The following is a 12549-nucleotide window of genomic DNA, read 5'->3' as shown; positions in this document are numbered from 1 at the left end:
GCAGTGAAGCGTTTTATATTACTACCAATGGTCCTGATAGGTTTTGTCTTATCTGGATGTAGTATACCGACTAAAACTGACAAGGAAACGAAAGTCGAGCAAATTGATGATAAATACTATCAAAATTCAACAATTAAAGTCAATCACTTAGTTGTAAAAACTGCGGATGCGATTGAAATTGCTCAAGATGAGTTTAAAGGGCATTTAAAAAAGGTTAGATTTGAACGCTCTGATAATAAATGGAAGTATATTATTGTCCAAGGTGATAAACAAGAAGAAGCGGTTACGATTGTGGATGCGAAAACAAGTGATGTCATTTCTCATTCTGTCAGAGATAGCAACGAGCCAATAGACCAGGCGAATTATTTCGAATTTGATGAGGCGCGTACGTTCGAAGCAATACAGAAAGGTGCGCGATCTATGATTGGTAATCATATTAGAGGATGGCAATTGACGAAAGAATATTCTACTGGGGCTGTTGTTTATCGCGTTGCTTATCGCAATGCTGGACGCAATTTAGAAGCGTATATTGATGCTGAATCAGGTATCGTATTGAATATTCAAAATGATGCTAAATCATTTTAATAAATGTTTAGAGGTGAAATGCCAAGCGGTGTTTCACCTCTTTTTTTGAATAAATAAACATTAATAAACTTTTAAAGAAATATATTTTAAAATCTCTAAAATTGTAACAAGTTGAGAACTGACAATGAATAGATGTATACAAAATTGTCAGAAATTTTGGATTGACTTATATTTAAGAAAAGAGTAAATTATTATTGAGCACAATAACAAACAATAACAAAAATAAACAAACAAAATTTAACAATGCCTTAAACCGATATCAAGTTATCTCATCTTGAGTAACTTTAATAAATTATTCTTTTCAAGAGGTGACAATTATGAGTAAAGAAGACAACATGTTAGTAGGTTTTGCAATTGTAGCAATCGCAGGTTACGCAAGAAGGGAAGTTATGCAAGCTTTAGAATGTGCTAAGAACAATCAAATTGATGAAGCTAAAGCGCACATTGAAAAGTGTAATGAATTTATTACCGAAGCGCATAAAGAGCAAACGCAAATCCTTGCTAAAGAAGCGAGCGGTGAAATTGCGGATATGAGCTTTATTATGGTTCATGGTCAAGACCATTTAATGACGACTATGGCTTTAAGAGATGTAGCGAATTATGTGATTGACTTATATCAAACAATCCATAACTAATTTTAGCGAGTAGGTGACAACATGAATAAGATCATCAAATTCATTGAGAGAATGAAGCTTTTTTTTGAAAAGATCGCTTCAAATCCTTATTTAGCTGCCATACGTGACGGCTTTGTGGCATTAATGCCCGTTGTATTATTTTCATCATTTTTTATTTTAGTGGCATACGTGCCTAATGTATGGGGATTTCATTGGCCTAAAGATATAGAAGGTATCATCATGAAGGTTTATACCTTTACGATGGGAATGCTTTCAGTGTTTATGGCTGGTACTGTGACGAAATCACTTACCGATAACCGAAATTTGAAAATGCCAAAAACCAATCAAATTAACGTGATTTCAACATTTGTAGCAGCAGAATCATCATTACTTATTTTAGCAATCAATCCGATTAAGGATGGTTATAGCATTGATTTACTTGGTACTAAAGGTTTAATCGCGGCTTTCGTTGTAGCCTTTGTGGTACCAAATATTTATAAGTTCTGTATTTCGCGTAACATAACTATTAAGATGCCACCACAGGTACCTGGTAATATAGCGCAAGCATTTAAAGATATGATTCCGTTTGCGTTATCAATAACGTTCTTCTGGATCGTAGATATCGTAGTTCGTGCCTTTACTAAGGGTAACGCAGCAGAACTTGTTACAAACTTATTATCTCCGTTATTTACTGCAGCGAATGGTTATTTAGGATTTGCGATTATCTTCGGATTTATTGCTTTCTTCTGGTTTATAGGTGTTCACGGACCATCTGTAGTAGGGCCAGCAGTTATCGCAATTATGTATAATAACCAAGTTGAAAACTTACGCTTATTTAGAGAAGGGGAACATGCGAATATTGCTTTAACGCAAAGTACGCAAGACTTTGTTGCATTAATTGGTGGTACGGGTGCCACGTTCTTAGTGCCATATATCTTTATCTTCTTATGTAAATCTAAAGAGCTTAAAGCAGTAGGTAAAGCTTCTGTTGTACCTACAACGTTTGCTGTAAATGAACCGTTATTATTCGGTGCACCAATTATTTTAAACCCAGTGTTTATGATTCCATTTATCTTAACGCCTATTTTTAACTCATGGATACTTAAATTCTTCGTGGAAAATCTTGGTATGAATGGGTTCATGCACTTCTTACCATGGCCAACACCTGGTCCAATTGGTATCTATATGGCATCTAACTTTGCTACTTTATCGTTATTATTAATTGCAGTCATTATGGTAGTCGACTTTGTGATGTGGATGCCATTTATTAAAGCATATGATCGCATGAAAGTAGCAGAAGAGTTAAGTTTTGAAACAAGTGGTGTTACTGCTACTTCTAGCACAGCACCAGAACAAGTCGACACTCAATCAAGTGATAATGAAACTGAAGCACAAAGTGAACAAAAACTCGAAGAACACACTAATGTATTAGTTGTATGTGCAGGTGGCGGTACGAGTGGTATATTAGCGAATAGTTTAAATAAATACGCAAAAGAAAATAATATTCCGCTTGAGGCTACTGCCAGAGCTTATGGTCAAGATATGGATTTAATTAAGGACATGCATATCGTTATCTTAGCACCGCAAATGGACTCTATGAAAAATGAAATGAAGAAATTTACGGATCAACATGGCGCGATATTAATGTCTACCACAGGTAAAGAATACATTTCACTTACACGAGATGGTGAAGGTGCTATGAAAAAAATATTTGAACTTTTACAAAAATGAGAGGAAGAAAGAAATGATTAAATTACCTAAGGAATTTATATTGGGGGCTGCAACAGCAGCTTATCAAGTTGAAGGGGCTAGTAAAGAAGATAACAAAGGACGCGTTTTATGGGATGAATTTTTAGAAAAGCAAGGACGTTTTTCACCAGACCCAGCAAGTGACTTTTATCACCGTTATGAAGAGGACATCAAACTTGCTTCAAAATACGGTATTAAAGCGTTGCGCATCTCTATCGCGTGGTCTCGGATATTTCCTTCAGGGACGGGAGAAATTAATCAACTAGGGGTAAATTACTACAGAAATGTATTTGAAACATGTCACAAGTACGGTATCGAACCGTTTGTTACACTACATCATTTTGATACACCAGAAACGTTATTTAAAAAAGGGGACTGGTTGAATAAAGACCAAATCGAAACGTTTAAAAATTATGCAGCATTCGTTTTTGATACGTATCATGATGTTGTTAAAAATTGGATAACGATAAATGAGCCTATTGCTTATGTGCAAGGACAGTATATTTCAGGGGCTTTTCCACCGGGTGAAAAGTACCAAAAATTAAAGGCGCTTCAAGCACAACATAATCAGATGGTAGCCCATTCTAAGATCGTTAACTTATTTAAGTCAAGAGGGTATGAAGGCGAAATCGGTCTTGTTCACGCGTTGCTACAGTTTTATAGCATTGATGACAAAGAGGACAATCATTTAGCGACTTACCGACACGATACATTTATGAATGGTTATATGCTCGATGCGACGTTCTTAGGAACTTATTCTAAAGAGAAGTTAAATGTTATCCAAGCTATTCTAGGTGATGAATACCAAGATTTAATCATGACTGATGCAGAAATGGAAGAAATCAAACAAGCAGCACAAGATTTAGATTTCTTAGGCATCAACTATTACCAAAGTAATTGGATTAAACACCATGACGAGGAAAGTCTGATTCATCATAATGGAACAGGGGATAAAGGCACGTCAATCTTTAGGTTAAAAGGAATTGGAGAGGTTGTAAAAAACGAAGCGATTCCTACTACTGATTGGGACTGGTATATTTATCCTCAAGGTTTATATGATATGATGCAACGCATCAAAGAGGACTACCCGAATTATAAAAAGATTTATGTGACTGAAAACGGGCTAGGTTATAAAGATGAATTTAATGCTGAGACAAACGAAATCGATGATCAACCAAGAATTGATTATATTAAACAACACATTGAAGCTATTAGTGATGCATATCGTGATGGTATTAATGTGAAAGGTTATTTCGTATGGTCTTTACAAGATATGTTTAGCTGGTCTAATGGTTACAACAAACGTTATGGCTTATTCTATATCGATTTCGAAACACAGAAACGTTATGTTAAGCATAGTGCCAAGTGGTATAAAGCTTTATCAGATGACATATATGAATCATAAAAGATTTCAATAAAGAACACGACTTACAATTCGATGAGAATTGTAGGTCGTGTTCTTTATGATTTATGGACAGTGAATTAATGCTTTAAAGAAGTGAGATTTGAATGCCTCTTTATCGATATCCTTAACAACGGTTGCATTAGGATATTTAGATTTCTCATCAACAAATGTCTGCCCCTTATACGTTTCGTCTCGATATTCAACCTCTATATATGCTTCAGCTACTTCAAATAATTCAGGATGCAGTAGATAAATAAGTGTATATACATCATAAATCTTAACACCTTTATCAAAATCATCACTTCTGTAACGACTTAGAAGATTGAATAGCATTTCCCCAGTTTTACCCATACGTTGTAATTCTTTAAGGTCCTCTTGATTAAGCATACTATTATACGCAACATCTAAACCAACCATAGTGATAGGTAAACCAGATTTAAACACGATTTGACTTGCTTCAGGGTCTGAGTAGATATTGAATTCTGCATAAGGCGTAACATTACCGCCAACTATACTACCACCCATTAGAATTATTTCTTTAATATGGTCTGAGATATCACCGAATGTTTGAAGTAATAAAGCAATATTTGTAAGTGGTCCGATAGCAATGATTGTGATTGGGTCTTCATGCGCTTTAATCGTTTCGTACATCGCTAATATAGAATTTTGTGAAGCGAGATCGTTCTGATCAACCTCTTCAAATTCATGGCCATCCATACCCGAAGCACCATGAACGTCTTGTGCATCAATTAAGGTCGATAGGTAGGGGTGCGAAGAGCCTCTATGTACTGGAACATCACTCTTGAAAAAGCCCTTTAACTTTAAGGTATTTGCAGTGGTATTTTGAATACTAACGTTTCCGTAAACTGTTGATATCATTTTTACATCTAATTCTGGGTGATTTAAAGCGATGCTAATGGCTTGAGCATCATCGATACCTGGATCAGTATCAATTATCATTGGTATTGACATATTTACGCCTCCCTATGCTTAGTTCACTTCCATTGAATCATATTTGAGAAGATAATTCAGTTAATCAAGACATAAAAAAAGCTGATTAATTCAATGAAGAATTAATCAGCTTAGGTGTCTTATAAAGCTGTGGGACTTTGTTTAACGGTTATTATACGTGTGAACCGTGTCCACCTTGCATTACCCAGTAAGTACCAATAACGATAGCTAGAGTAATGATGATGGCAAAGATAACTTTAAAGACTTGAACGCGTCCATCGCGACCTTCAGTTAAGTGCATGAACATGAATAATTGAAGGAATGCTTGGATGAAAGCAAAACCAAAAATGATGGTAATTTTAGCATTTAGAGCTAATGTAGTGTGTAACGTTACGTATACGGCAAGTAAAGTTAAAATGATTGAGGCGATAAAGCCTAATGTATGTTTTACAATTGTATTCATCCGCTAAACACCATCCCTATCATATACACGGCAGTGAAGATGAAGATCCAAACAACATCTAAGAAGTGCCAGTATAAACTTACTATAAATAATTTAGGAGCATTGTACTTATTCAGTCCACGCATACCTACTTGAATTAATAAACAAATAATCCAGAAAATACCTAACGTAACGTGGGCTCCGTGAGTTCCTAACAAGATAAAGAAGCTTGACCAATATGACCCAGCTTGTAGAGTAGCACCTTTGTGTACGTAGTGTGCGAACTCATAGATTTCAAATCCTACGAAACCTGCACCGAGTAATAGGGTGATGATCATCCAAATCATCATTAAAGCTTTCTTTTCTTTTCGCATGTAATAGATTGAAATACCACATGTATACGAACTAATTAAAAGTAAGAACGTCATAATTAGAACAAGTGGAAGTTCAAATAAGTCCGTTGTTAAGTGGCCACCATAACCACCACCATGCTGTAACGTTAATAATGTTGCAAATAACGTACCGAATAATGCGAATTCAGCTGTCAGGAAGATCCAAAAGCCGAGTTTATTCAAATTACCTTCATGCGTTTGCGCATCAATTGTATTTGTATGATTACTCATGACTCATAGCCTCCCTTTCTTTAATACGTTCGTTTCTTAAACGTTCTTCAGTTTGTCTTACTTCATGCTCAGGGATATGGTAACCATGTTCGTCTTCGAAACTACGATAAATCATAGTTGCAAATACGCCGATTAAGCCTAAGATTGCTGGTAAGATTGTTTCGAATACTAAGAAGAAACCAGCAATAGTGAAGAAGATTGACATCCAGAAACCAACGTGTGTGTTATTAGGCATGTGAATTTCACCGTAGTTCTTGTTGTCTAGGAAGTGACGACCTTTAGCTTTCATGTCTACGAAAGTATCATAGTCATCCCAATCTGGTGTTACAGCAAAGTTGTAATGAGGTGGTTTAGCAGAAGCTGTTGACCACTCTAATGTACGTCCTAAGCCGTACCAGTTATCACCAGTAGCTTCACGTGGTGATTTAAAGTGACTCCATACGATATTGGCAACTAAGAATAAGAAACCAATTGTCATGATGATAGCACCGATTGTTGAAATAAGGTTTAAGATAAACCAACCATCAGCATTACTGTAAGTGTAAAGACGACGTGGCATACCATCTAAACCTAAAACATATTGCGGTACGAACGTCACATTATAACCAATCATGAAGAACCAGAAACACCATTTGTTAAGTTTCTCTTGTAACTTGTAACCCATCATTTTTGGATACCAGAAAATTAGGGCAGCTAAACAAGCGAATACGACACCGGCAACAATTACGTTATGGAAGTGGGCTACTAAGAAGTAAGTATTGTGGTATTGGTAGTCGGCAGAAGCCATCGCTAACATAACACCAGTTACACCACCGATAACGAAGTTCGGTATGAATGCTAATGAGAATAACATTGGTGATTCGAATGAAATTCTACCTTTATGAAGTGTGAATAACCAGTTAAAGATTTTCACACCAGTAGGTACTGAGATTAACATTGTTGTGATTGAGAATACTGAGTTAACTAAAGCACCATTACCCATTGTGAAGAAATGGTGAACCCATACTAAGAAACTTAAGAATGCGATACCTGCAGTTGCCCAAATCATACTGTGATGACCGAATAAACGTTTACGAGCAAATGTAGGAATGATTTCTGAGAATATACCGAATGCTGGAAGGATTAAGATATATACTTCAGGGTGCCCCCATACCCAGAAGAAGTTAGCCCATAGCATTGGCATACCGCCTTCGGCAACTGTAAAGAACGTTGATCCGAAGATTCTATCTACTGTCATTAATGCTAATGCGATTGTTAAAGGTGGGAATGCTAAGATGATGATTAATGCAGTTACGAAAGTAGTAACTGTGAACATCGGCATTTCCATGAAACGCATTGTCTTCGTTTTAAGTTTAAGTATTGTAACGAAGAAGTTGATACCGGTCATTAAGGTACCGATACCTGCTATCTGAATAGCTATTAAGTAGTAGTTAACACCTGGTCCTGGACTAAATTCACCAGCAAGTGGTGCGTAGTTTGTCCAACCTGCAGCAGGTGAACCACCGATAATGAATGATAAGTTGAACAGTAACATACCAGAAACGAATAACCAGAAACTAATGTTATTCATAACAGGGAATGCTACGTCGCGAGCCCCAATTTGTAATGGAACGATAACGTTCATTAAACCAATTACGAACGGCATCGCCATAAAGATAATCATGATTACACCGTGTGTCGTGAAAATCTCGTTGTAGTGGTTGGATTCTAAGAACTTATTATCAGGTATCGTCAATTGCGTACGTAATAATAAAGCATCTATACCACCACGAACAAACATTAATATTGCACAAACAAGGTACATAAAGCCGATTTTCTTATGGTCGACCGATGTGAACCATTCTTTGTATAGGAACTTCCATAACTTAAAGTAAGTAATAACAGCTAGTACTCCTAGAACCATAAATGGTGCACTGATTTGTGCAAGAGTAATCATCCAGTTACCTTGAACTAAAAGTTCATGGAAAGGGAAATTAATCCAATTCATTAATGTTCACCTCCATGCTCTTTTTCTTTTTTCTTAGACTTAGATGCGTCTTCTGACTTAGCACCTTCAGAGATTTCTTCCATCTCATCCATGTTGTGGTCTTCTTCTTTCTTGAATTCACTGTCATAAGATTCGTTGTTACCTAAAATCATTGCCTTCATACCATGACGTTCATAGTTAGGGTTTGTGATTTGAGGTTTACGAGGTGGTTTAACTGGTTTATCAGAAACACCTTTCTTTTGATCATAGAAGTTAGGATCTTTAGGTACGAATTTATAACGATCATAAGCATAGAAGATGTATTCAGGGTCAGCAGCTGGATCAACAAATGCCATATGTGTACCACTGAATGTTAATTCTTTGTTAGGTGTGATAGGTAAAATTTGTTTGTCAAATGTATCTTGAGTTAATTTCTTCTCACCTTGAGCTTTCTTAACCCATTCTTTGTACGATTTGTTGTCTACAGCTTTGACATCAAATGTTTGACGCGCAAAACCTTCACCGTTGAAGTTTGAGTTTCTACCTTTGAATGTACCTTCTTCAGAAGCTTGTAAAGTCCATTCCATCGTCATGCCAGTCATAGCGTACTTTTGACCACCAAGTTGTGGAATCCAGAAACTCGTCATAGTGTCCATTGATTGTAACTTGAATACTACTGGACGATCTTTAGGAATAGTTAAATGGTTAACAGTTTCAATTTTTTCTTCAGGATAACTGAAGAACCATTTAAATCCAGCACTAGTAGCATAAATTACAATTGGATCTTCCTCTTTCTTTGGTTTTTCCTCTGCACTGTATAGCGCTTGTATAGTTGGAATTGCTAAAGCGATTAAAATCAATACAGGGATGACGAACCAAACAGTTTCAAGTAAAGAGTTGTGGTGCATCGTTCCTGATTTTTCAGTATTCTTTAAACGATATTTAATACTGAATATCATGAAAAGAATAAATACCACAGCAACAATAACAAGCATAAATATAATCGAATAAATGATTAAGAATTTTAAATCGCTTGCCATTGGCCCTTTTGCGTTTAAAACTTCTAAATTAGAACAACCACTAAGTAAGATAACGGCGCCTAAAAATAGAAGTAAAGACTTAAATTTTGACACTTTCTTAACCTCCTAATACTACAAATGTAGGGCTTATCACTAATTTTAAAATATTACGCAATATTTACAAGAGGTTTAACGATAAATTTAAGTAAAAAATCTGCTTAAACCGTTGTGAAATGGGGACTGGCGTGGGTTCAAAGATTTGTTAAGAATATGTGTACATTTTGTGAAAACTGTCATATTTAACTTTTAGTAAATAATTTGATGAAAAAACGCGTGAATTTGGCATATAAAAAGGGGTTTTAAGTTCATTCGAATATTAAATTTTGAAAGAAATTAGGGGAATTCCTGACATGAAATTAGGGTGCTTTTTCGTAATATGAGATTTACAATGAAATTGAGATAGAAAAAAACTGGAGCTAAAGTTAACTCCAGTTTGTGTTCATTTAATTTTGATTATTGGTCAATTACTTCGATAAAACGCGTGTGTAAATCTGTAGCACCATCTGAATCTCTAACTTCATATGTAATTTTGTATTTACCTGGTTTATCAGTATCCACATGGCCATTAATTTTAATCTTATCTGTTAAATCGCCGTCTTCTTTATCGTAAGCACTGATGCCATTTCTTAAGTTGAAGTTTTCTCCAAGTTCAATCACACCATCTTCAACGCCTTTAATTTGAGGGATGGAGTTACTAGTAGCTTCAGCATTTAAGTTTGGAGATACTAATGTAGCTGAAACTCCGATTGCGGATAATGATTGTAAAAGTTTGTTCATGTGATAAAGCCTCCAAGATAATCAAAATTGTAGTTATATATAAAGTTACATTACTACCTATGATTTTACATCAATCTATGGTCGTAATATACCTAATCTTTATTAAAATAGCATTAAAATTCTATCAAAATCTTGTAAGCGTTATGAAACTTATATGGCTTTTACTGTAGTGGTAAATGGTGTTTCATGTAAGTTTTAATAATAAATATTGTATAGGTTAAATTTTTACGGGAGTGATTTTATGTTAACGAGTGAAGAAAAAGACATTATCCAACAAACGGTGCCAGTGTTACAAAAGCAAGGGACTGAAATTACGCAGACATTCTATAATAGAATGTTTAATCAACACCCAGAATTAAGAAATATGTTTAACCAAACGAACCAAAAACGCGGCTTTCAATCTACTGCGCTAGCACAATCGGTATTAGCTGCAGCGGTAAATATCGATGATTTATCAAAGATTTTACCTGTTGTAAAAGAGATTGGTTATAAGCACTGTGCATTACAAGTATTTCCGGAACATTATCCTATAGTAGGTGAGAACTTACTAGCAGCTATTCAAGAAGTTGTTGGGTTAGAGGAGAGTCATCCGATTATTCAAACTTGGGGTAAAGCTTACGGTGAAATCGCTGACGCGTTTATTCAAGTTGAAAAAGAAATTTATGATTCTATGATTTGGGATGGTTTCAAACCATTTAAGATTACATCTATTGAAGAAGAACGTTCTGACATTAAAGTGTATACAGTAGACACTAATGGTATTGATTTAAGTCAATATGTACCAGGTCAATATATTACAGTAGATGTTAATAGTACAAAGTTACCTTATCGTGCTAAGCGTCATTATTCAGTAGTTGAAGGTACGCAAGACAGTTTGAAATTCGCTGTTAAACGCCATGTTGAAAATGATATGGAAGGTGAAGTATCTGCAATCTTACACGACGAGTTTAGTGTAGGAGATGATATCTTATTATCAGCGCCAGTAGGTGGCTTCAAAGTTCACAACCCTGAGCATGATCAATTATTTATCGGTTCAGGCATTGGGACTACACCATTAATTCCTATGTTTAAACAAGCTACATCTGAAAGCCAAGATGTTAAATTTATTCAAGTTGCTGATAAAGCGGGCGAGAGTCCTTTTGAACAAGATTTAAAAGAAATTGCAGAACAAGGTAATGCTAAATTACACATTCATGACAAATCAGTTGAAGGTTATTTATTAAAAGATGAGTTGAAGGACTATCTAGAGGCTAACACTGAAATTTATGTATGTGGTGGTACAGTCTTCATTCAAGCAATTGTTAAAGAATTAAAAGCGTTACACGTAGATATGACGAAAGTTCACTTTGAAACATTCGTTCCACGTTTAAGTGTAGAAGTATAATAATAAAACCCGAACCTTATATGAAGGTTCGGGTTTTTCTATGCCTTAATGAATACGCTTTATTCAATTCCACGGCGCATTTTTTCAGCTAATAATGTGTTGTTAAGCACCATTGTAATTGTCATTGGGCCAACACCACCAGGTACTGGTGTAATTGTGCCAGCAACTTCTTTAACTTCGTCGTATTCAACGTCACCTTTTAATTTACCGTTTTCATCAGGTGTATTACCAACGTCAATAACTACTGCGCCTTCTTTAACGTCATCTTTAGTAACTAATCCAGGACGACCTACAGCACTTACGATAACGTCTGCATTTTTAAGGAATTCTTGTTGGTTTTGACTTCTAGAATGAAGGATTGTAACTGTCGCGTTTTGTTGAATTAATAACTTAGCTACTGGTTGACCTACGATGTGGCTACGACCAATAACAACCGCGTTCTTACCTTCTAAGTCCATATCAGAGTGTTTTAATAGTTCCATAATACCTAGAGGTGTACATGGTACAAATGTTTGTTCATCAATATAAAGTTTACCAATATTTGCTGGGTGGAAGCCATCAACGTCTTTTTCAGGGTTAATTGCTTCTAATACTTTTTGTTCACTTACTTGTTCAGGTAAAGGTACTTGAACTAAGATACCGCTTACTGAATCGTCATTATTTAAACGTTCTAATTCGCTTAATACTTCTTCTTCACTTGCGCTTTCTTCTAAATGTACGATTTCTGAAATCATACCAATTTTCTCAGCTGCTTTGTTTTTAGCTTTTACGTAACTTTGGCTTGCACCGTCATTACCTACTAAGATAACGGATAATTTTGGTGTGTAACCTTTTTCTTTTAAAGCCTCTACTTGATCTTGAAGACCTTGTCTGTAATCTTTTGCGATTTGTTTACCGTCTAAAATTTTCGCTACCATTTAATTCATCTTCCTTTCTTTTTGGTAATCGAACTTTCAATATCATTATAGTTCTAA

12 protein-coding genes are annotated in these 12549 nt (G+C 35.5%); 5 read left to right on the top strand and 7 right to left on the bottom strand.

The window, feature by feature from the left end; genetic code table 11:
* Positions 1 to 3 precede the first annotated feature (3 nt).
* From ACF3N8_RS10565 to lacG, 4 genes are all read left to right on the top strand, one after another.
* A complete protein-coding gene (locus tag ACF3N8_RS10565; RefSeq protein ID WP_009383695.1) occupies positions 4 to 585 on the top strand; it encodes a PepSY domain-containing protein in 582 nt (193 codons plus the stop codon).
* Positions 586 to 902: 317 nt separating this feature from the next.
* Positions 903 to 1220, top strand: a complete 318-nt coding sequence (locus ACF3N8_RS10560) for a PTS lactose/cellobiose transporter subunit IIA (RefSeq protein WP_009383694.1) — start codon at positions 903 to 905, stop codon at positions 1218 to 1220.
* A gap of 21 nt (positions 1221 to 1241) precedes the next feature.
* Entirely contained in the window at positions 1242 to 2930 is a 1689-nt protein-coding gene (locus ACF3N8_RS10555; RefSeq protein WP_017176611.1) for a lactose/cellobiose PTS transporter subunit IIB, read from the top strand.
* Positions 2931 to 2943: 13 nt separating this feature from the next.
* Positions 2944 to 4353, top strand: a complete 1410-nt coding sequence (gene lacG, locus ACF3N8_RS10550) for a 6-phospho-beta-galactosidase (protein ID WP_009383692.1) — start codon at positions 2944 to 2946, stop codon at positions 4351 to 4353.
* A gap of 63 nt (positions 4354 to 4416) precedes the next feature.
* Here the strand turns inward: lacG and rihC are convergent, their stop codons facing one another.
* From rihC to ACF3N8_RS10520, 6 genes are all read right to left on the bottom strand, one after another.
* Positions 4417 to 5325, bottom strand: coding sequence for a ribonucleoside hydrolase RihC (gene rihC / locus ACF3N8_RS10545; protein WP_009383691.1), 909 nt, complete (start codon positions 5323 to 5325; stop codon positions 4417 to 4419).
* Positions 5326 to 5476: 151 nt separating this feature from the next.
* Positions 5477 to 5767: a cytochrome aa3 quinol oxidase subunit IV gene (gene qoxD, locus ACF3N8_RS10540; RefSeq protein ID WP_009383690.1), complete on the bottom strand. Its 291-nt coding sequence runs from the start codon at positions 5765 to 5767 to the stop codon at positions 5477 to 5479.
* The gene (gene qoxC, locus ACF3N8_RS10535) at positions 5764 to 6369 is read right to left on the bottom strand and encodes a cytochrome aa3 quinol oxidase subunit III (RefSeq protein WP_009383688.1); all 606 of its coding nucleotides are present in this window, start codon (positions 6367 to 6369) and stop codon (positions 5764 to 5766) included. The genes qoxD and qoxC overlap by 4 nt, the downstream gene beginning before the upstream one ends.
* Positions 6362 to 8347: a cytochrome aa3 quinol oxidase subunit I gene (gene qoxB / locus ACF3N8_RS10530; RefSeq protein ID WP_026048962.1), complete on the bottom strand. Its 1986-nt coding sequence runs from the start codon at positions 8345 to 8347 to the stop codon at positions 6362 to 6364. The genes qoxC and qoxB overlap by 8 nt, the downstream gene beginning before the upstream one ends.
* 8 nt (positions 8348 to 8355) lie before the next feature.
* Positions 8356 to 9468, bottom strand: a complete 1113-nt coding sequence (gene qoxA, locus ACF3N8_RS10525) for a cytochrome aa3 quinol oxidase subunit II (protein WP_009383685.1) — start codon at positions 9466 to 9468, stop codon at positions 8356 to 8358.
* A gap of 399 nt (positions 9469 to 9867) precedes the next feature.
* The gene (locus tag ACF3N8_RS10520) at positions 9868 to 10191 is read right to left on the bottom strand and encodes a DUF5011 domain-containing protein (protein ID WP_009383683.1); all 324 of its coding nucleotides are present in this window, start codon (positions 10189 to 10191) and stop codon (positions 9868 to 9870) included.
* Positions 10192 to 10432: 241 nt separating this feature from the next.
* On the opposite strand from ACF3N8_RS10520, the gene ACF3N8_RS10515 reads away from it, so the two are divergent.
* Positions 10433 to 11575, top strand: a complete 1143-nt coding sequence (locus ACF3N8_RS10515; RefSeq protein ID WP_009383682.1) for a globin domain-containing protein — start codon at positions 10433 to 10435, stop codon at positions 11573 to 11575.
* A gap of 59 nt (positions 11576 to 11634) precedes the next feature.
* Here ACF3N8_RS10515 and folD read toward each other — a convergent pair whose 3' ends face one another.
* Positions 11635 to 12492 carry a bifunctional methylenetetrahydrofolate dehydrogenase/methenyltetrahydrofolate cyclohydrolase FolD gene (gene folD / locus ACF3N8_RS10510; RefSeq protein ID WP_009383681.1) on the bottom strand — a complete coding sequence of 286 codons (858 nt, stop codon included), beginning with the start codon at positions 12490 to 12492 and terminating at the stop codon, positions 11635 to 11637.
* Positions 12493 to 12549: the final 57 nt, after the last annotated feature.

The organism is Staphylococcus massiliensis (genome assembly GCF_043186315.1).
In the GTDB taxonomy this organism is placed as follows: Bacteria; Bacillota; Bacilli; order Staphylococcales; family Staphylococcaceae; genus Staphylococcus; species Staphylococcus massiliensis.
The sequence above is the reverse complement of the archived record's forward strand: the minus strand, read 5'-3'. Positions and strand labels throughout refer to the sequence as shown.

Excerpts from the sequence above, each read along its gene's own strand:
- ACF3N8_RS10560 (WP_009383694.1), top strand. The coding sequence starts at position 903 with ATGAGTAAAGAAGACAACATGTTAGTAGGTTTTGCAATTGTAGCAATC.
- ACF3N8_RS10555 (WP_017176611.1), top strand. The coding sequence starts at position 1,242 with ATGAATAAGATCATCAAATTCATTGAGAGAATGAAGCTTTTTTTTGAA.
- lacG (WP_009383692.1), top strand. The coding sequence starts at position 2,944 with ATGATTAAATTACCTAAGGAATTTATATTGGGGGCTGCAACAGCAGCT.
- rihC (WP_009383691.1), bottom strand. The coding sequence starts at position 5,325 with ATGTCAATACCAATGATAATTGATACTGATCCAGGTATCGATGATGCT.
- qoxD (WP_009383690.1), bottom strand. The coding sequence starts at position 5,767 with ATGAATACAATTGTAAAACATACATTAGGCTTTATCGCCTCAATCATT.
- qoxC (WP_009383688.1), bottom strand. The coding sequence starts at position 6,369 with ATGAGTAATCATACAAATACAATTGATGCGCAAACGCATGAAGGTAAT.
- ACF3N8_RS10520 (WP_009383683.1), bottom strand. The coding sequence starts at position 10,191 with ATGAACAAACTTTTACAATCATTATCCGCAATCGGAGTTTCAGCTACA.
- ACF3N8_RS10515 (WP_009383682.1), top strand. The coding sequence starts at position 10,433 with ATGTTAACGAGTGAAGAAAAAGACATTATCCAACAAACGGTGCCAGTG.
- folD (WP_009383681.1), bottom strand. The coding sequence starts at position 12,492 with ATGGTAGCGAAAATTTTAGACGGTAAACAAATCGCAAAAGATTACAGA.